Genomic DNA, 18,815 nt, shown 5'->3' with positions numbered 1-18,815 from the left:
GTTACTCACTTCCCGCGCTGGACCCAGAGAGCGCATCGGCACCGCCGACAATCTCACTGATCTCATTGGTGATCTCGGCCTGACGTGCCTGGTTGGCCAGACTGGTCAGGTTCTTGACGAGTTCTTCCGCGTTGTCGGTCGCGGCCTTCATGGCCGCGCGACGGGACGCCTGCTGGGAGGCGGCCGCCTCGAGGAGGGAGGCGTAGATCCGGTTGACCACGTACTGCGGGAGCAGCTGGTCCAGGACCTCCTCCGCGGAGGGCTCGAAGTCGTAGAGCGGCAACGCGTTGCCACCCTGGGACTTCTCGAGCTCCTCGTCCTCGACCTCTTCCACCTCCAGCGGAAGGGCGCGGACCACCCCGGCCCGCTGGGTCAGCATCGACACGAACTCCGTGGAGACCACGTGGATCTCGTCGACGCCGCCCTCAGCGGTGTCCTGGGAGAACTTCTCCATGAGAACGGAGCCGATCTCCTGGGCGTGCGCGTAGGTCGGACGCTCGGTGAAGCCTTCCCACGACTCCTCGACCTCGCGGCCGCGGAACTTGTAGAACGCCGCACCCTTGCGACCCACCATGTAGGTGAGGACCTCCTTGCCCTGCTCCCGCAGGAGCTGGGTGAGGGCCTCGGCCTCCTTGATGACGTTGGTCGAGAAGGCGCCAGCCAGGCCCTTGTCACTGGTGATGACCAGGACGGCCGCGCGGGTGGGGTTCTCGGCCTCGACCAGCAGCGGGTTGTAGGTCACCCGGCTGGCCAGGGCAGACACCGCCCGCGTGATCTCCCGTGCGTAGGGACCGGCAGCCTCGGCCGCGCGCTGCGCCTTGGTGATGCGCGTGGCGGCGATGAGCTCCATGGCACGGGTGATCTTCGCCGTCGCCTTCGTCGCGCGGATCCTCCGGCGATAGACGCGAAGCTGTGCACCCATCGGTTACTTCCCGCCCTTGGCGACCTTGATGGTTTCCTGACCGACCTTCTCCGGCGAGAGCGCCTCGGTCTCCTCGGTGCCCAGCAGGGTGCCCGCGGAGGTCTGGAAGCTCTGCTTGAACTTCTCGATGGCGCTCTGGAGGGTCTTCTGGCTGTCGTCCTCGAACTTGCCGGTGTCCCGGATGGTGTCGAGAACGCCCTTGTGCTCACGGTCCAGGAAGGACAGGAAGTCCTCCTCGAAACGGCGCACGTCCTCGACCGGGACGTCGTCGATCAGGCCGGTGTTGCCCATCCAGATCGAGACGACCGTCTTCTCCATGGAGAAGGGCGAGTACTGGCCCTGCTTGAGGAGCTCCATCATCCGGGCACCGCGCTCCAGCTGCTGCTTGGAGACGGCGTCCAGGTCCGAACCGAAGGCCGAGAACGCCTCGAGCTCGCGGTACTGGGCCAGGCCCAGACGCAGCGTGCCGGAGACCTTCTTGGTGGCCTTGGTCTGGGCCGCGCCACCGACACGGGAGACCGACACACCGACGTCGATCGCCGGACGCTGGCCCTGGTTGAACAGGTCCGAGTTCAGGAAGACCTGACCGTCGGTGATGGAGATGACGTTGGTGGGGATGTACGCCGAGACGTCGCCCGCCTTGGTCTCGATGATCGGCAGGGCCGTCATCGAACCGGCGCCCAGCTCGTCGGAGAGCTTCGCGCAGCGCTCCAGGAGACGGGAGTGCAGGTAGAAGACGTCACCCGGGTAGGCCTCACGGCCCGGCGGGCGGCGCAGCAGGAGGGAGACCGCACGGTAGGCCTCGGCCTGCTTGGTCAGGTCGTCGAAGACGATGAGGACGTGCTTGCCCTCGTACATCCAGTGCTGACCCAGGGCCGAACCGGTGTACGGGGAGAGGTACTTGAAGCCGGCCGGGTCGGACGCCGGGGAGGCGACGATGGTGGTGTACTCCATCGCGCCGGCCTCTTCGAGGGCGCCGCGCACACTGGCGATGGTCGAACCCTTCTGACCCACCGCGACGTAGATGCAGCGCACCTGCTTCGTGGGGTCGCCGGTCTCCCAGTTCGCCTTCTGGTTGATGATCGCGTCGATACCGATCGCGGTCTTACCGGTCTGCCGGTCACCGATGACCAGCTGGCGCTGGCCGCGGCCGACCGGAGTCATGGTGTCGATCGACTTGATACCGGTCTGGAGCGGCTCGCCGACCGGCTGGCGCTCCATGACCGTCGCGGCCTGGAGCTCGAGCTCGCGGCTCTGGGTCGTCTCGATCTCGCCCTTGCCGTCGATGGGTTTGCCCAGGGGGTCCACCACACGGCCGAGGAAGTTGTCGCCCACCGGGACCGAGAGGAGCTTGCCGGTGCGACGCACCTTCTGCCCCTCCTCGATGCCGGTGAAGTCACCCAGCACCACGACACCGATCTCGCCGATCTCAAGGTTCTGGGCCATGCCCAGGGTGCCGTCCTCGAACTCCAGCAGCTCGTTCGCCATCGCCGAGGGAAGGCCACCGACGCGGGCGATGCCGTCACCGGAGTAGGTGACGGTTCCGACCTCTTCCGCGCGGGTGGCGTCAGGCTCGTACGACTGGACGAAGCGCTGTAGCGCGTCCCGGATCTCATCCGGCCGGATCGTCAGCTCCGCCATCTCTACGTTGTCCTTGCTCTCAAATGGCGCCGGGCCGGCGCCGTGCGTGCTTGCCTTGCGTGTGTTCGCGTGTGTCAGCCAGCCAGACGGCGCTGGACCTCAGCGATGCGCCCGGCGATGGTGCCGTCGATGACCTCGTCGCCCACCTGGATGGAGAGTCCACCCACGATTTCGGGGACGACCTCGGTGTTCAGGTGGATTTCACGGCCGTACTTGCGCGTCAGGAGCGCTCGCAGACGCTCCTGGTGCGCCTCGCTCAGCGGAACCGCGCTGCGCACCACTGCGATGTAGCGCTGGGCGCGCTCGGCGACCAGTTGCCCGAAGTTCTGGAGCGCCTGCTCCAGGGTACGTCCCCGGGGCCGGGTGACCGCTTCGCTGACCAGGGCCAGCGTCGCGGAGCTCACCTTGCCCGACAGCAGGTTCTCCACCAGCGTGTGCAGGTGCGAGGGGGCCACGCCGTCACGGGTGAGCGCCGACCGCAGGTCCGGCTGCGCGATGACGATCCGTTCGAAACGGAACAGTTCGTCCTCGAGCTCGTCCAGGCGGGTGCCCTCGACGGAGGCCACGGTCGCGTAGACCGCGAGGCGCTCCAGGGCGTCCACCATGTCGCGGGGTCCGGCCCACGGCTGGGACACGACGTCGTTGACCACGATGACCGTGGAAGGCGACGCCTTGCCCTCGAGGATCTGACCGATCAGGCCGGTCTTCTTCTCCGCCGGGTTGGCCTGGTCCGCGAGCCAGCGGCGCAGCGAGTGCTCACCGCCGAGCAGGGCGACGACCTCGAAGAGCTCGCCGCCGAGGGAGACCGCGTGCTGGGCGGCGTCCGCCGGCGCCAGGACGTTGTCGTCCAGGCGCCGGGTCACCTCAGCCAGGGAGCTACGGCTGATACCACGCATCAGCGCACCTCGGCTTGCTTCGCGCTCTCGTCCTGCTCCAGCTCCTCCAGGAACCGGTCCACGACGCGGTTCTGAGCGGCGCCGTCACTGAGCGTCTCACCGACAATGCGGCTCGCGAGCTCAGTGGACAGGGCGCCGATCTCGCCGCGCAGCTGGACGACGGCCTGCTGCCGGTCGGCCTCGATCTGGGCCTTGGCGGACTCGATGATCCGGTTGGCCTCGGTCTGGGCCTCCTCGCGAGCCTCGGCGATGATCACCGCGCGCTGCTCCTTGGCCTTCTCGAGCTCCTGGGCGTACTCGCGGTGCGACTCCTCGAGCTTCTCGCGGTACTGCTGGCGGATCTCCTCGGCCTCGGCCTCGGCCCTCTTGGCCCGCTCGATGCCGCCCTCGATGGCGTCGTGACGCTCGTCGAGGACCTTCATCACCCTCGGGACCGCCTTGCGGACCACAAAGAAGTAGATCACGGCGAGCGCGATCGCACCGAAGGTGAACTTCACCCAGTCGATCCGCAGAATGTTGTACTCGGCTGCCAACTCCACCAACATGGTCAGCCCTCCTTCGCGTCAGTTGCCATCAGAAAACGGTTGGCAATCTCCGACTAGGCGCCGGTCGGGGCCGCGAAGGCGAGCACGAAGCCCAGAATCGCCAGGGCCTCAATCAGGGCGAAACCAAGGTAGATGTTGGTCTGCAGCGGGCCGCGGGCCTCGGGCTGGCGGGCGATGGCCTGCATACCGAGACCGAAGACGATACCGACACCAATACCGGCGCCGATGACGCTGATGCCGTAACCGATGGTGTTGATGTTGCCGGTGATCGCAGCGATGTCCATTGTGTTTCCCTTTACTCGACGTCCGGCGTTGCGGTACGCAATTGGTCAGTTCGCCGGTGTGGACGGGTCTGAAGCACTCCTCGTCCCTGGTCCGACCGGGGGGCCGGGGGAACGCGGAGGGGGTCTAGTGAGCCGCTTCGAGCGACTGGTTGATGTACAGGCTCGCCAGGAGGGTGAAGACGAAGGCCTGGATGAGCATGATCACGATCTCGAAGACGAAGAAGGCGATGTAGCCGAGCAGCGCGGCGCCCGAGTAGAGCACCGAGACGCCGGCCAGCAGGGGCTCCGCCGTCAGGTTGAGCATGTACCAGCCGCCGTAGGCGAACACGGCCAGCAGCAGACTGCCCGCGAACATGGTCGCGAACAGACGCAGGGCGTGCGTCACCGGACGGATGAGGAAGACCGAGAGGATCTCGATCGGGGTGACCAGGACGTAGATCGGCTTGGGCATCCCGGGCGGGAAGATCTGGTTCCTGAAGTAGCCCCAGCCGCCCTGGTTGCGGACACCGATCACGATGGTCATCACGTAGATGACCAGTGCGAACATCGCCGTGAAGGCGAGGTTGCTGTTGACCGGAATCATGCCCGGGATCAGCCCGGTGAAGTTCATGGCCAGGATGAGCGTGAAGATGCCCGTCATGAACGGGATGAAGCTGTCGCCCTTGGCACCCATGGTGGGTCGGGTGATGTTGTCCCGGATGAACAGGACCAGCATCTCGCCGACACTCTGCCTGCGGCCGGGGACGAGGCTCAGCTTCTTGCTGAACCACGACCACAGAAGCAGGACGGCACCGACCGCGACGAGCAACAGAACCAGGTACAGGTCGATGCCAGCGCTGCCGGGGATACCGGTGTACCACGGCTCCGGGAAGAACATCCCGATGGTGGGGGCCTCGAACCCGCAACCGTTGTCACCGAAGAGATGGCAACCCGGTTCGGCCGCGAGAATGCGCACGTCAGCACTCACGGCGAATCCTTTCGTCGTGACGCAAGAAAGCCTCGTTGATGGTTGTTACTGCAGCGTCGTCGCGCGATGGGCGACGCGGGACTAAGGGGGTGCTTCAGGCCTGGCGCGTCTTGACGACGATCAGGTAGATCGCCCCGACCATGCCGAGAACGGCCCCGATCGGCAGGAAGAGTGCCTGGAAGCCCAGGAGCCTGTCCGCGCCCCAGCCGACCGCGCTCCACAGGAGCACACCCGCGAGCAGAGTGGAGAAGAGCGCCCAGCCGTCGGCCTCGCGTGGCGCCGGGGGCGCGCTGGAGTCCTTCTTCTCGGTGGGTTCGCTGCTCATCTCGCTCCGGAATATAGCATGTGGGGCTTGGCTGGGACATGGCCGTCCGCCTGCCGTGGAACAGGTTATTACGCCCGTTCCGACGGGCCGCGGCGGGGCACCCCATCACGTGTTCTCCGAACTCTCGTTCGGCTCCACGTGCAGGATCTTCGCCTTGGAGGTGGCCCAGGTCTGCCCGCCCAGCCAGACCAGAACGACGGCCAACGCGCTGTAGACGAAGGCGTTGTTGCTCAGGTCCGTGATGAGGGGGCTGCGCCCGAGGGTCACCAGGAGAACACCCAGCAGCGCCATCTTGACGACGAAGCCGAGGAGGTTCGCGGCGAGGAACAGGTCCTTGTTCCGGCGGGTCACCATGATGACCGCCCACTGCCCCAGGCCGAAGCACGCGAGGACGATCGCGACCGCGAGAGCTGAGCTCAAAGCTCCGGCAGTGCCCGCGAAGAGGGCCGAGACCGCAATGGCCAGGACCCCGCACGCGGCGCTCGGAAGCGCGGCGCCGCGGAGAATCCGGGCGTCGTGTTCCTGCATGACGAAGCTCCGTGGGGTTCAGTGGGTACCTGCTCGTGAAAGCTATCACAAGGTTTTTGGTGCCAAATCCAGGGGTTCCTTAACGCGACCTTAACGCCTCACGAAAGACCCGTTCCCGGGCGCCTTCGGGCCTTGTGTCACCTTGACCACACTTGCCTCGACCTTCGCACCAGCGCACATTCGACATCCCGGAGAGGACCTCCGTCCCGAACGTGACCAGGCATTTATCCATCGGTTGACGGATGGTGATCCGCCTTCTTCCCCGCCGCCCTCTTTCGGCCCCAGGGCAACAGTCCGCGACGGCGGAGTCGCGGTAGGGCGATGAGACCGACCGCACAGGTGGCCACCAGCAGCGTGACCGTCAAAACGATGAACGCGGAGTCGAAGATGGACAGCGCCACCGCGGCGAAGGCGACGATCCCGGCCCACAGGTACATCAGCAGCACCGCACGTGTGTGGGTGTGCCCCATGTCGAGAAGACGGTGGTGGAGGTGGCCCCGGTCGGGGGCGAAGGGCGACTTCCCCGCCAGGGTCCGGCGCAGGACCGCCAGGACCAGGTCGGACAGCGGCAGCGCGATCACCAGCAGGGGCAGCGCGATCGGCAGGAAGACCACCAGACCGGAGGAGTTGAACTCCTCCCGGGCGGTGTTGGCGTCGAACTGGCCGGTCACCGTGATGGTGATCGAGGTCAGCAGCAGCCCCAGGAGCATCGACCCGGTGTCGCCCATGAACACCCGGGCCGGGTGGAAGTTGTGGAAGAGGAAGCCCGCGCAGGTCCCGGCCAGGATGATGGCGATCATCGCGGGGTAGGACTGGCGGACGAAACCCTGCTCGACCGCGACCACGTAGTAGTACGCGAAGAAGGCCAGGGACGAGATGCCGACGATGCCCGCGGCGAGGCCGTCCAGGCCGTCCGCGAAGTTGACCGCGTTGATGGTCACCACGATGAGCAGGATCGAGACCATCGCCCCCAGCCAGGGCCCCAGGGACAGCTGGGTCCCGGGCAGCGGCAGCCACAACAGCTGCACGCCCTGCGAGACCAGGATGCCCGCCGCCGCCACCTGACCGGCCAGTTTGCTCAGGGCGTCCATCCCCCACCGGTCGTCGACGACACCGATGGCCGTGATGAGGCCACCCGCCAGCAGCAGGCCGATCCAGGTTTTGGCGACGAACACGTTCTGCAGGTGCGGCAGCTGTGCCGAGATCAGCAGCGCCGCCGCGAACCCGCCGTAGATCGCCAGACCGCCCAGCCGGGGAATGGGTTCGGTGTGCACGTCGCGGTCGCGCACCGGGGGTGCGGCGCCGAAGGCGATGGCCAGTCGGCGCACCAACGGGACGAGCAGGTAGGTCACCGCTGCCGCGATGACGAAGGTGAGCGCGTACTCCCGCACGGCCTGACCCCTCTAGCTCTTGGAGCGGTCTGTGCCCTCGGGCCCGTCGGCCTCCGGTTCGGTACCGGCCCGCTCCGCCTCCGCGGTGCCGGACCCGGTCGCGTCGGTCCCGGTGCCCCCGGTCTTCACGTCCCCGGACTCGGTGGACCCGGACTCGACGATCTCGGACTCCCCCGCGCCCGACTGGGCCGCCTGGGCGGTTCCGGAGCCGTCCGCGGCCTCGGCGTCCTCGTCCTCGGCCTTCCGGGGCTTGGCTCGGCCCTTGCGCAGCTCCCCGATCACGGTGCCGCAGACCGCGCGCAACCGCTCGATGGAGATCGCTCCGGAGCGCAGCACCCGCGGGACCGCGTAGGTGAGGTCGACGATGGTGGAGGCCACCGGGCTCTCGCTCTCGCCGCCGTCGAGGTAGACCGCGACGGCCTCGTCCCCGAGCTGCTCGATCGCCTCCCCCGCGGTGGCCGCGGCGGGCTGTCCGGACTTGTTGGCGCTGCTCACCGCCATCGGCCCGGTCTCCTTGAGGAGTTCGAGGGCCACCGGGTCCATCGGCATCCGCACGGCCACGGTGCCCTTGGTGTCACCCAGGTCCCAGGACAGGCTGGGGGTGGCGGTGCACACCAGGGTGAGCGGTCCGGGCCAGAACTCCTCCATCAGGTCGCGGCCGTGGTTGCCCAGGTCGTCGATGAGCGCGGTGGCGGCCCGGATCGATCCCACCAGGACCGGTGGCGGCATGTCCCGGCCCCGCCCCTTGGTCTCCAGGAGGTTGGCCACGGCCTTCGGGCTGAAGGCGTCGGTGCCGATGCCGTACACGGTGTCCGTGGGCAGCACCACAAGGTCGCCTCGGCGTACCGCGGACGCGGCGTCGGCGATGCCGTCCCTGCGGGCGGTCTCGTCCGCGCAGTCGTAGATGCGGCTCACCTGCGTTCACCTCAATCTCGTGCGGGTCGGCCGGACGGGGCTGTCGGTCCGGCGCTGGGGATGGGGCGGGGGCGGACGGCGCTAACCCTCGTCCTCGGCCCGGCGCATGACCACGAAGCGGTCGCGCCTGGCCATGTCCTTGCGGTTGAGGACGTCGCGCCAACCCTTGTCCTCGGGGAACAGCCAGGGGATGTCGATGCCCTGACCGTCATGGTGTTCCACGGCCATGGCGCCGCCGGGGCGGAGCAGCCTGCGGCCGACCCCCTCCAGGGCGCGGATCATGTCCAGGCCGTCCTCGCCCGACCACAGCGCGGGCGCCGGGTCGTAGTCGCGCACCTCGGGCGGGATCGCGCCCGCCTCGTCGGTGGGGACGTAGGGCGGGTTGCTGATGAGCAGGTCGACGCGGCCGTTCAGCTCGGGCAGGGCGGTGCGCATGTCGCCCTGGTGGGAGGTGACGCGGTCGGCGTGCCCGCTGGCGTCGATGTTGCGGCGGGCCCACTTCAGGGCCCCGGGGTCGATCTCGACGGTGTGCACCCGCGAGCGCGGGACCTCCTGGGCGATGGAGATCGCGATGGCGCCGGAGCCGGTGCCGAGGTCGACCACGAGGGGGTCGGCCACGTCCATCGCGCGCAGGGTCTCGATCGCCCAGTCGACCATGATCTCGGTCTCCGGCCTGGGGACGAAGACACCCGGACCCACCTGGAGTTCCAGGTAGCGGAAGTAGGCGCGCCCGGTGATGTGCTGGAGGGGCTCGCGCGCCTCACGGCGGGAGACGCACTCCCAGTAACGCGCGTCGAAGTCGGCGTCGGCGACGGTGTGGATTTCCCCTCGACGGACACCGTGCACGAACGCCGCGAGTTCCTCGGCGTCCGTACGGGGTGAGGCCACGCCAGCCTCCGCGAGCCTCAGCGTGGCACGGGCGACCTCGTCGAGCAGGAAGTTCATGATTGGGCGGCTTCGAGCCTTTCCTTGGTGTCCGCGTCCACCAGGGCCTTGACCACACCGTCCAGTTCCCCGTCGAGGACCTGGTCGAGGTTGTAGGCCTTGTAGCCGACCCTGTGGTCGGAGATGCGGTTCTCCGGGAAATTGTAGGTGCGCACGCGCTCGGAACGGTCCACGGTGCGGACCTGGCTCCTGCGCTCGGCGGAGGCCTCGGCGTCCGCGCTGGCCTGGGCCTCGGCGTAGAGGCGGGAGCGCAGGATGCGCATGGCCTGCTCCTTGTTCTGGAGCTGGCTCTTCTCGTTCTGGCAGGAGGCCACGATGCCGGTCGGCACGTGTGTGATCCGGACCGCGGAGTCGGTGGTGTTGACGCTCTGACCGCCGGGGCCGGAGGAGCGATAGACGTCGATCCGCAGGTCGTTGTCGTTGATGACGACCTCGATGTCCTCGGCCTCGGGGACCACGAGGACCCCGGCGGCGGAGGTGTGGATGCGGCCCTGGGACTCGGTGACCGGAACGCGCTGCACCCGGTGGACGCCGCCCTCGAACTTGAGCATGGGCCACACGCCCGCACCGGGTTCGGGGGTGCCCTTGTTCTTGAAGGCGATCGTGATGTCCTTGTAGCCGCCCAGATCCGAGTGGGTGGCGTCGATGACCTCGGTCTTCCACCCCTGGCGCTCGGCGTAGCGCAGGTACATGCGGACGAGGTCGCTCGCGAACAGGGCGGACTCCTCGCCGCCCTCGCCGGCCTTGACCTCCATGATGAGGTTCTTGTCGTCGGCGGGGTCGCGCGGGACCAGCAGGACGCGCAGGCGCTCGGTGAGCTGCTCGGCCTCCTCGGTCAGCCGGTCGGCCTCCTCCGTGAAGGAGGAGTCCTCGACGGCGAGCTCACGCGCGGCGTCGATGTCGTTCTCGACTTCTTTGAGCTGACGGTAGGCCTCGATGATCGGGGTGAGCTGTGAGTAGCGCTTGCCCAGCGTGCGCGCCTTGGCCTGGTTGGCGTGCACCTCGGGGTCGGCGAGCTGTTGTTCCAGCTCGTAGTACTCCCCAAGAAGGTCGTCCAGCTTCACTTTCCCACGTTCCCGTCTGTTCGCTCGCCCTGTCCGTCTCCCCAGTTCAAGGGGGCCTGGCCCGGCGACGCCGACCGCCCCCGAGAGGAGGCGGCGCCGCCGGACGAAGGGCAGCGCTACTTGCGCTTGCCGAAGCGCTTCTCGAAGCGGGCGACCCGGCCACCGGTGTCGAGAATCTTCTGCTTACCGGTGTAGAACGGGTGGCACTCGGAGCACACGTCGGCGCGCACCCGGCCCTCGGGGTTCGTGCTCCGGGTGACGAACTTGGCCCCGCAGGTGCAGGTCACCTCGGTCGGGACGTACGTGGGGTGAATGTCGGCCTGCATGTGTGTTCTCCTTCTCAGGGCGCGACCGCCGGACGCATGACGACCGCACCACCGTCGGGGGTGGGGCGGTGTTCGTTGACCATGCGCGAACCGGTGCCGCGGCGATCCAGGTAAGAGGGCGGCGTGCTCTCCCGGGCGGGAGGACGGCCGTTCCCTGGTACCAGTTTGCCAGACCCACAACCATGCCGGGACCAGTACCTATTCCCGGACCCGTCCCACCCGCCTCCCGGGACGGCACGGCGAGGCCTGCGGGTCTCGCCCCGGAACGGGTGAGGGCACCCTCCCCGGGCGGGGAGGGTGCCCTCACTTCGTTCCCGCGGGACCTCGTGGCCCGTGCTGCGGCGGGCCACGGCCGACGCGTGCCCTGCGGACACGCGCCCTGCCGGGCGGGGCCCTAGCGCTCGGGTCCCACCGTGGTCTTCTGGATCTGCATCAGGAACTCGGCGTTGCTCTTGGACTCCTTCATCTTGTCCAGAAGCAGTTCGATGGCCTGCTGGGTGTCGAGGGCGTGCAGCACCCGGCGGAGCTTCCAGACGACGTTCAGCTCCTCCGGCGACATCAGGATCTCCTCCTTACGGGTGCTGGAGGCGTCCACGTCCACGGCCGGGAAGATCCGCTTGTCCGCCAGGGACCGGTTGAGCTTGAGCTCCATGTTGCCGGTGCCCTTGAACTCCTCGAAGATCACCTCGTCGGCGCGCGAACCCGTCTCGACCAGTGCGGTGGCCAGGATGGTCAGCGAGCCGCCGCCCTCGATGTTGCGGGCCGCACCGAAGAAGCGCTTCGGCGGGTAGAGGGCGGTGGAGTCCACACCACCGGACATGATGCGTCCGCTGGCGGGCGCGGCCAGGTTGTAGGCGCGGCCCAGGCGGGTGATGGAGTCGAGCAGGACCACCACGTCCATGCCCATCTCCACGAGCCGCTTGGCGCGCTCGATCGCCAGGTCGGCGACGACCGTGTGGTCCTCGGCCGGGCGGTCGAAGGTCGAGTGGATGACCTCACCCTTGACCGTGCGCTGCATGTCGGTGACTTCTTCCGGTCGCTCGTCGACCAGGATCACCATCAGGTAGCACTCGGGGTTGTTCTCGGTGATCGCGTTGGCGACCGCCTGCATCACCATCGTCTTGCCCGCCTTGGGGGGCGAGACGATGAGCCCGCGCTGGCCCTTACCGATGGGCGCGACGAGATCTATGATGCGCGTGGTGAGGATGTTCGGCTCGGTCTCCAGACGCAGGCGCTCCTGCGGGTAGAGCGGGACGAGCTTGGAGAACTCCTGGCGCCCCCGGGCCTGGTCCGGCGACATGCCGTTGACCGAGTCCAGGCGCACCAGCGCGTTGAACTTCTCGCGCCGCTCACCGTCACGGGGCTGGCGGACCGCACCGACGATGTGGTCGCCCTTGCGCAGACCGTGCTTGCGCACCTGGGCCAGAGAGACGTAGACGTCGCTCTGTCCGGGCAGGTAACCGGTGGTGCGGACGAAGGCGTAGTTGTCCAGGATGTCCAGGATGCCCGCGACCGGCAGCAGGACGTCGTCCTCACCGATCACCGGTTCCTGTTCCTGGCCGCCACCGCGTCCGCCGCGGCGGTCCCGGCGGTCCCGGCGGCGTCCCCGCCGGCGGCCACCACCGAAGTCGTCGTCGTCGTTGTTGTTGTTGCCACGGCCCTGATTCTGGCCGCCGCCCTGCTGGCGATCGGAGTTGTTGTTCGAGTTCTGGTCGTCACCGCCGCGGTTGCGGTTGCGACGGTTGCGCTGGCGCTCGCGACCCTGCCCGGACCTGGTGTCACGGTCCTCGGAGTCGGGGCCGTTCTTCTGGGGGGTGCTGGATGTCTTGGTCACGCTGCTCGCGGAGGTTGAGGAGTCGGTGCCGTCCGAGCGGGGCTGTTCACCGGACTCGTCGCCGCGCCTGCGGGACGAGCGGCGGTTACGGGAGGGCTTGTCACCCTTCCCACCCTGGGTCTCGGTCACGGCCTGGTCCGACGACCGCTCACCCGCGCTTTTGCGCGGGGCCTCGTCCGTGCCCGACTTGGCGGGAGACTGGGCTTCGGCCGGGCCGTCAGTTCCCTCGACCTTACCGGCCTTGGGAGCGGTGTCGGCTTTCTTTGCTGATTTGGCCTTCCCAGGGCTGCTGACCGGGCCTACCGGGCCGCCCTGCTTGGCCTCGATCGCAGCGATCACATCGCTCTTGCGCATGCGCCCCGTGCCGGTGATACCCATGCTCGACGCGAGCTTCTGGAGCTCGGGGAGCTTCTGGGCGGCGAGCCCGGTACCGCGCGAGGCCGCGCGGGACCGTGGGGCAGTCGCGGCTTCGCCGGCCTCCGAGGAGGCGTCAGCGCTCTTCTTGCTGTCGACCGCCGCGTCCGTTCGGAGTTCGGTGGTGTCGCTCACTAAGGGTCCTTCCCAAGGAGCGGGCTTCGGCCGTCAGCGGTTTGCTTGAGCGGCCGGCCCGGTGGTGCGAACCGGCAGGGGCCGGGTAGGGCGTGCCCCACGTGGATGTCGGAAACCGGCGAAAACGGTCCCCTACCCAATCGCGGCGGGCTCTGGGTACAGCCAGACGTCGGGGCGGATGGCTCGGAGGTGATGCCCGTCCACCGTGGTGACACGCTCATCCGAGGAGGAGCGGACTTCGCAGACGTGGGCACAGTCGCGGTGAAACCGCGGACTCGACACTTTGGCCACCGCTTCCGACAGGTCGAGAGATCGGACCGCCGGAGTATGGGACGCGGAAGCCGTTGTGGCGGATGAGCACACGCCCCGCAACGGGGCATCTGGTGCTTCACCCAGCCTAACATCACCAGAGGCCACGGCTATTCCTCGACACAGATGCTACGGATGGGGAGATGGGGTCCGCACCCCCGCCGGCTCGATGTGCAGGGGGCGTACGTCCCAATCATTACCCGCCCGCTGACGGATCGAATCAACCTGTCGGGTGATTTCCGGCGAATCCTCCGTCGCCGCCCCCGAGGCCACGGAGCACAGCACGAGCACGGTGGGACCCGCGCCGGAGACGACGGCCGGGAGTTTCTCGTGTTCGCGCAGGTCACCGATGAGCTCGAGGGTGCGGGGCATGGCCGGGGCGCGGTAGGCCTCGTGTAGCCGATCCTCGGTGGCCGCGTACAGGGATCCGGGTTGGCCACAAACGGCCGCCGTCATCAGCGCGGCGCGGCCGGCGTTGAAGGCCGCGTCGGCGTGGGAGACGGTCTCGGGAAGGAGCCCGCGGGCGCGTTCGGTGGACAGTCGCCATCCCGGTACGCACAGCACGGGCAGGATCCGCCGGTCCGGGGTGAGCCGGGCGACGCCCCAGGAACCGCCGTCCCGGTAGGCGACGGTGTACCCGCCGTGGACACAGGGGGCCACGTTGTCCGGGTGGCCCTCGATGTCCGCGGCGACCTGGTAGATCCAGTCCCGATCCGGGCCGCCGTCGGGCCCGGTACGGCCCAGCAGGGCCGCGGCCGCGGCGACCCCGCCGACGATCGCGGAGGAGGACGAGCCCAGGCCCCGGGCGTGCGGGATGCGGTTGACACAGCGCAGGTCCAGGCCGGGCAGCTTCTCGCCGGCCCGGTCGAAGGCCTCGGCCATGGCCCGGACGACCAGGTGGCGCCGGTCGAGCGGTACCTCGCCCGCGCCCTCCCCCTCGACCCGGATGCGGAGTTCGCCGTCGTCGCGGACCGCGGCGTCGAACTCGTTGTACAGCTGGACGGCCAACCCGAGGGCGTCGAAGCCCGGCCCGAGGTTGGCGCTGGTGGCCGGGGCCCGGACGGACACCCGGTCGGGGCGAGGTGAGGTCACGATGTGCTCCATACAGGCGATGGTCCTGCTCCCGGAGGCGGTCTCGACGCCGATCCCGCTTCTGGGGGGCAAGAGCATCCCGGAGTGCGGCTAGGCGAGGTCGAGGGCCTTGGCGGCGGCCTGGGCGTCGACGGGGACGGTGGTGGCGGAGGAGGCTCCGGCCAGCGCCCAGTCGGGGTCCTTGAGGCCGTTTCCGGTCACGGTGCACACGATCCGGCTGCCCTTGGGGACCTGCCCGGACTCGACGGCCTGGAGGAGCCCCGCCACACTCGCGGCGGAGGCGAGTTCGACGAACACGCCCTCCTCGGCGGCGAGAAGCTTGTAGGCGGCCATGATCTGGCGGTCGGTGACCTTGTCGATGAGGCCGCCGGACTCGTCCCGGGCCTGCTCGGCGAGCTTCCAGGAGGCCGGGTTGCCGATGCGGATCGCGGTGGCGATGGTGCTGGGGCTGGTGACCGGGGCGCCGTTGACGATGGGTGCCGAACCACTGGCCTGGAAGCCGAGCATCCTGGGGGCCCTGGTGGAGACCCCGTCCTGGGCGTACTCGGTGTAGCCCATCCAGTAGGCGGTGATGTTGCCGGCGTTGCCGACCGGGATGCAGTGGATGTCCGGTGCGTCGCCGAGGGCGTCCACGATCTCGAAGGCCGCGGTCTTCTGCCCCTGGAGACGGTAGGGGTTGACCGAGTTCACCAGGGCGACCGGGTAGTCGACGCTGAGCTTGCGCGCCAGTTCGAGGCAGTCGTCGAAGTTGCCGTCGACCTGGAGCAGCCGGGCTCCGTGCACGAGTGCCTGGGCGAGTTTGCCCATCGCGATCTTGCCCTGGGGCACCAGCACGGCGCAGGTCATGCCCGCACGGATGGCATAGGCGGCGGCACTGGCGCTGGTGTTGCCGGTGGAGGCGCAGATGACCGCCTTGGCGCCGTCCTCGGCGGCCTTGGTGATGGCCATGGTCATCCCGCGGTCCTTGAACGAACCGGTGGGGTTGAGGCCCTCGACCTTGAGGAAGACCTCGCAGCCCGTGAGCTCGGATACGCGCGTGGCAGGCAGCAGGGGGGTGCCGCCCTCCTGGAGGGTGACGACGGGGGTGTTCTCGTTGACGGGAAGGCGGTCGCGGTACTCCTCGACGATGCCTCGCCACGCCCGTGCCATGCTCACGACGGTGTCCCTTTCGGGTGGATTCGGTTTCGCTTGACGCGCGATGGATGCGGGTGGGGCGTCGCGAAGGCGTTCCGTCCCCACCAGCTACGAGTCTACGACCCTGCCCGAGTCGTCTTGCATCCCGGGCACATCTTTCTCACTATATGGACCCCGGGGTCCGTGTCAGGGCACGGACCCCGGATCGGCCGGCTACTCCTGGAAGGTCTCCACCCGCATCACGCTGGCCACCTCGCGGACCATCGGGTGCCGGCTGAGCTCCTCGACGGTGCTGCTGAGCGCGGCGTCGGGTGCGGGGTGGCTGACCAGCACGAGCTGGGCGTCGTCCCCCGTGCCCTCCTGGCGCACGTTCTTGATGGACACCCCGTGGTCGGCGAAGATCTCGGCGACCTTGGAGAGCACACCGGGCCGGTCGGCCACGTCCAACGACACGTGGTAGCTGGTAATGGTCCTGCCCATGTCGTGCACCGGCAGACCGGTGTCGTGGCCGCCCTCACCCACCGAGGTGTCGGCGAGGCGGTTGCGGGCCACGGCCACCATGTCGCCCAGGACCGCGCTGGCCGTGGGGGTGCCCCCCGCGCCGGCGCCGTAGAACATGAGGCGCCCGGCGGACTCCGCCTCGACGAACACCGCGTTGTATGCCTCCTTGACGCTGGCCAGCGGGTGCTCGACCGGCAGCATCACCGGGTGGACGCGCACGCCCACCGAGTCGCCGTCCTGCGAGCGCTGGCAGATCGCCAGGAGCTTGACGACACAACCCATCGCCCGGGCGCTGGCGATGTCGGCGGCCGAGACCCCCGTGATCCCCTCACGGTGGACGTCGGCCGCGGTGACCCGCTGGGTGTGGAAGGCCAGCCGGGCCAGGATCGCGGCCTTGGCCGCGGCGTCGAAGCCCTCGACGTCGGCGGTCGGGTCGGCCTCGGCGTACCCGAGGGTCTGGGCCTCCTCCAGGGACTCGGAGAACCCGGCCCCGAGGGAGTCCATCCGGTCCAGGACGTAGTTCGTGGTGCCGTTGACGATACCCAGGACCCGGTTGACCCTGTCCCCGGCGAGGGAGTCGCGCAGCGGGCGCAGCAGCGGGATCGCACCCGCCACGGACGCCTCGTAGTACAGGTCGACCCCGGCGTCGCGGGCCGCGGCCTGGAGTGTCTGTCCGTCCTCCGCGAGCAGGGCCTTGTTGGCCGTCACCACGGACTTGCCCGCCTTGATCGCGGCGAGCATCAGCGAACGGGCCGGTTCGATCCCGCCGATGACCTCCACCACGACGTCGATGTCCGGGCGGGTGACCAGCGCCGTGGCGTCGGTGGTCAGCAGCGCCGGGTCGACACCGCGGTCGCGGTCCAGCCGGCGGACCGCGATGCCGCCGATCTCGATCGGCGTGCCGATCCGCGCGGCCAGTTCCTCGGACTGCTCGTTGACCAGGCGGACGACTTCCGAACCCACAACGCCGCATCCGAGCAGCGCCACCTTCATCGCCATTTGGGCGTGACTCCCACTTCTCTCGTGTCCGACCTTGCCGGGCACCGGTGCGGCACCCGCGGGGCGGACGGTTCAGCCTACGTCGAGGCGGAGGAGGTCCTCCTCGTTCTCCCTGCGCACGATCACCCGTACGTTCGCGTCCCTGACCGCCACCATGGCGGGGCGGGGCAGGTGGTTGTAGTTACTCGCCATGGAGTAGCAGTAGGCGCCGGTGGCGGCGACCGCCACCAGGTCGCCCGGCCGCAGGTCGGCCGGCAGGTAGAGGTCGTGCACGATGATGTCACCGCTCTCACAGTGCTTGCCGACCAGACGGGAGAGCATCGGCTCGGCGTCGCTCTCCCGGGACACCAGCTGGCTGGTGTACTCGGATCCGTACAGGGCGGTGCGGATGTTGTCGCTCATACCGCCGTCGACGCTGACGTAGGTGCGGATGCCCTCGACGTCCTTGACGGTGCCGACCTCGTAGACGGTGACCCCGGCCGGGCCGGCGACGGCGCGTCCGGGCTCCACCGCGATACGCGGCATGGGCAGACCCGCCTCCTGGCACTCGCGGCGCACGATGGCGGTGAGGCCGGCGGCGATGGTCTTGGGGTCGAGCGGGTCGTCACCGGAGGTGTAGGCGATGCCCAGGCCGCCGCCGAGGTCGAGTTCGGCGAGGGTGACGTCGAGTTCCTCGTGGATCCGGGTGAGGAACCGGGTGACCCGCCGGGCGGCGACCTCGAAGCCCGAGGTGTCGAAGATCTGCGAACCGATGTGCGAGTGCAGGCCGACCAGGTCCAGGTGTTCGGCGGCGAGGACGCGGCGGACCGCCTCGGCGGCCGCACCCGTGCTCAGCGCGAAGCCGAACTTCTGGTCGTCGTGCGCGGTGGCGACGAACTCGTGGGTGTGCGCCTCCACGCCGGTGGTGACCCGGATGAGCACCTTGGGGCGGGCGCCGTACTCGGCGGCCACCGACTCCAGGCGGTCGATCTCGTCGAGGGAGTCCAGGATGATCCGTCCGACCCCGACCTCGACGGCACGGCGCAGCTCGGCCACCGACTTGTTGTTGCCGTGCATGGCGATGCGATCCGTGGGGACCCCGGCGGCCAGGGCCACGGCCAGCTCACCGCCGGAGCACACGTCGAGCTTGAGCCCCTCCTCGACGACCCAGCGGGCGACGGCCTTGGTCAGCAGGGCCTTGCCCGCGTAGTAGACGTCGGCGTCGGCGAAGGCGGTGGAGTAGTCGCGGGCGCGGGTCCGGAAGTCCTCCTCGTCCATGACGAAGAGCGGCGTACCGTACTCGGCGGCGAGGGCGCGCACGCCGACACCGCCGATGGTGACCTCACCGTCCGAACGGTGCGCGGTGGCGGGCCAGACCCGCGGGTCCAGAGTGTTGAGGTCCTCGGGCGGCAGCGGCGGGTTTTCCTCCGGCAGGACCTCCGCGTGGCGGGATCCGGCGGGGTGGGCGTAGCGGCTCATGACGGTCTTTCGGCTGGGACTTCGGTACGTCTGGCTGTGCTGTGTCGTGGCTCTGCTGTGGAGACGGACGGTCGGCGGCACGGGGTCCGCGCCGGCGGCGCCGACCGCTCCGCGGGGCGCACCCGGGTCCATTGTCCACCAAGACGATCGGAACACGGGGATTGGGCTCGTCCAACGGGTCCGCGACAGC

Annotated in this window: 18 protein-coding genes; all 18 read right to left on the bottom strand. The window is 68.9% G+C overall.

Annotated elements, in window-relative coordinates:
- Position 1: 1 nt before the first annotated feature.
- The 18 genes from ACUKCB_RS27135 to lysA all read right to left on the bottom strand — a co-directional run bounded on the left by ACUKCB_RS27135 (position 2) and on the right by lysA (position 18,625).
- Positions 2 to 922: a F0F1 ATP synthase subunit gamma gene (locus ACUKCB_RS27135; protein ID WP_191274529.1), complete on the bottom strand. Its 921-nt coding sequence runs from the start codon at positions 920 to 922 to the stop codon at positions 2 to 4.
- Positions 923 to 925: 3 nt separating this feature from the next.
- Positions 926 to 2,563, bottom strand: a complete 1,638-nt coding sequence (atpA, locus tag ACUKCB_RS27130; RefSeq protein ID WP_191274527.1) for a F0F1 ATP synthase subunit alpha — start codon at positions 2,561 to 2,563, stop codon at positions 926 to 928.
- A gap of 74 nt (positions 2,564 to 2,637) precedes the next feature.
- Positions 2,638 to 3,459: a F0F1 ATP synthase subunit delta gene (locus ACUKCB_RS27125; protein ID WP_473038355.1), complete on the bottom strand. Its 822-nt coding sequence runs from the start codon at positions 3,457 to 3,459 to the stop codon at positions 2,638 to 2,640.
- Positions 3,459 to 4,001, bottom strand: coding sequence for a F0F1 ATP synthase subunit B (gene atpF / locus ACUKCB_RS27120; RefSeq protein WP_473041157.1), 543 nt, complete (start codon positions 3,999 to 4,001; stop codon positions 3,459 to 3,461). Before atpF ends, ACUKCB_RS27125 begins: the two co-directional genes overlap by 1 nt.
- 56 nt (positions 4,002 to 4,057) lie before the next feature.
- Complete coding sequence (atpE, locus tag ACUKCB_RS27115; RefSeq protein WP_452547348.1) at positions 4,058 to 4,288, bottom strand: ATP synthase F0 subunit C; 231 nt, start codon at positions 4,286 to 4,288, stop codon at positions 4,058 to 4,060.
- 124 nt (positions 4,289 to 4,412) lie between these two features.
- Entirely contained in the window at positions 4,413 to 5,243 is an 831-nt protein-coding gene (gene atpB, locus ACUKCB_RS27110; RefSeq protein WP_473041156.1) for a F0F1 ATP synthase subunit A, read from the bottom strand.
- Positions 5,244 to 5,349: 106 nt separating this feature from the next.
- Entirely contained in the window at positions 5,350 to 5,580 is a 231-nt protein-coding gene (locus ACUKCB_RS27105) for an AtpZ/AtpI family protein (protein WP_473038354.1), read from the bottom strand.
- 105 nt (positions 5,581 to 5,685) lie between these two features.
- A complete protein-coding gene (locus tag ACUKCB_RS27100; protein WP_191274511.1) occupies positions 5,686 to 6,108 on the bottom strand; it encodes a hypothetical protein in 423 nt (140 codons plus the stop codon).
- A 224-nt stretch (positions 6,109 to 6,332) separates the two neighbouring features.
- On the bottom strand, positions 6,333 to 7,499 hold the full coding sequence (locus ACUKCB_RS27095) for an MraY family glycosyltransferase (protein ID WP_473038353.1): 1,167 nt from the start codon (positions 7,497 to 7,499) through the stop codon (positions 6,333 to 6,335).
- 12 nt (positions 7,500 to 7,511) lie between these two features.
- The gene (locus ACUKCB_RS27090; RefSeq protein WP_473038352.1) at positions 7,512 to 8,414 is read right to left on the bottom strand and encodes an L-threonylcarbamoyladenylate synthase; all 903 of its coding nucleotides are present in this window, start codon (positions 8,412 to 8,414) and stop codon (positions 7,512 to 7,514) included.
- Positions 8,415 to 8,495: 81 nt separating this feature from the next.
- A complete protein-coding gene (gene prmC, locus ACUKCB_RS27085; protein WP_473038351.1) occupies positions 8,496 to 9,359 on the bottom strand; it encodes a peptide chain release factor N(5)-glutamine methyltransferase in 864 nt (287 codons plus the stop codon).
- Positions 9,356 to 10,423 carry a peptide chain release factor 1 gene (prfA, locus tag ACUKCB_RS27080; RefSeq protein ID WP_473038350.1) on the bottom strand — a complete coding sequence of 356 codons (1,068 nt, stop codon included), beginning with the start codon at positions 10,421 to 10,423 and terminating at the stop codon, positions 9,356 to 9,358. The genes prmC and prfA overlap by 4 nt, the downstream gene beginning before the upstream one ends.
- A gap of 116 nt (positions 10,424 to 10,539) precedes the next feature.
- Positions 10,540 to 10,749 carry a 50S ribosomal protein L31 gene (gene rpmE / locus ACUKCB_RS27075; RefSeq protein ID WP_191274491.1) on the bottom strand — a complete coding sequence of 70 codons (210 nt, stop codon included), beginning with the start codon at positions 10,747 to 10,749 and terminating at the stop codon, positions 10,540 to 10,542.
- A 394-nt stretch (positions 10,750 to 11,143) separates the two neighbouring features.
- Positions 11,144 to 13,132 (bottom strand): transcription termination factor Rho, encoded by a 1,989-nt coding sequence (gene rho, locus ACUKCB_RS27070; protein ID WP_473038349.1) that lies wholly within the window; start codon positions 13,130 to 13,132, stop codon positions 11,144 to 11,146.
- A gap of 438 nt (positions 13,133 to 13,570) precedes the next feature.
- Positions 13,571 to 14,509, bottom strand: coding sequence for a homoserine kinase (thrB, locus tag ACUKCB_RS27065; RefSeq protein ID WP_473041155.1), 939 nt, complete (start codon positions 14,507 to 14,509; stop codon positions 13,571 to 13,573).
- A 114-nt stretch (positions 14,510 to 14,623) separates the two neighbouring features.
- On the bottom strand, positions 14,624 to 15,682 hold the full coding sequence (thrC, locus tag ACUKCB_RS27060) for a threonine synthase (protein WP_473038348.1): 1,059 nt from the start codon (positions 15,680 to 15,682) through the stop codon (positions 14,624 to 14,626).
- A gap of 198 nt (positions 15,683 to 15,880) precedes the next feature.
- Positions 15,881 to 17,167 (bottom strand): homoserine dehydrogenase, encoded by a 1,287-nt coding sequence (locus tag ACUKCB_RS27055; RefSeq protein WP_191274477.1) that lies wholly within the window; start codon positions 17,165 to 17,167, stop codon positions 15,881 to 15,883.
- 72 nt (positions 17,168 to 17,239) lie between these two features.
- Complete coding sequence (lysA, locus tag ACUKCB_RS27050; protein WP_473038347.1) at positions 17,240 to 18,625, bottom strand: diaminopimelate decarboxylase; 1,386 nt, start codon at positions 18,623 to 18,625, stop codon at positions 17,240 to 17,242.
- Positions 18,626 to 18,815: the final 190 nt, after the last annotated feature.

Source organism: Nocardiopsis moroccensis (genome assembly GCF_055763695.1).
This window is presented reverse-complemented; position numbering and strand designations above follow the sequence as displayed.

Coding starts and splice junctions, on each gene's coding strand:
- ACUKCB_RS27135 (WP_191274529.1), bottom strand. CDS start 922: ATGGGTGCACAGCTTCGCGTCTATCGCCGGAGGATCCGCGCGACGAAG.
- atpA (WP_191274527.1), bottom strand. CDS start 2,563: ATGGCGGAGCTGACGATCCGGCCGGATGAGATCCGGGACGCGCTACAG.
- ACUKCB_RS27125 (WP_473038355.1), bottom strand. CDS start 3,459: ATGCGTGGTATCAGCCGTAGCTCCCTGGCTGAGGTGACCCGGCGCCTG.
- atpE (WP_452547348.1), bottom strand. CDS start 4,288: ATGGACATCGCTGCGATCACCGGCAACATCAACACCATCGGTTACGGC.
- ACUKCB_RS27105 (WP_473038354.1), bottom strand. CDS start 5,580: ATGAGCAGCGAACCCACCGAGAAGAAGGACTCCAGCGCGCCCCCGGCG.
- ACUKCB_RS27100 (WP_191274511.1), bottom strand. CDS start 6,108: ATGCAGGAACACGACGCCCGGATTCTCCGCGGCGCCGCGCTTCCGAGC.
- prmC (WP_473038351.1), bottom strand. CDS start 9,359: ATGAACTTCCTGCTCGACGAGGTCGCCCGTGCCACGCTGAGGCTCGCG.
- rpmE (WP_191274491.1), bottom strand. CDS start 10,749: ATGCAGGCCGACATTCACCCCACGTACGTCCCGACCGAGGTGACCTGC.
- thrC (WP_473038348.1), bottom strand. CDS start 15,682: ATGGCACGGGCGTGGCGAGGCATCGTCGAGGAGTACCGCGACCGCCTT.
- ACUKCB_RS27055 (WP_191274477.1), bottom strand. CDS start 17,167: ATGGCGATGAAGGTGGCGCTGCTCGGATGCGGCGTTGTGGGTTCGGAA.
- lysA (WP_473038347.1), bottom strand. CDS start 18,625: ATGAGCCGCTACGCCCACCCCGCCGGATCCCGCCACGCGGAGGTCCTG.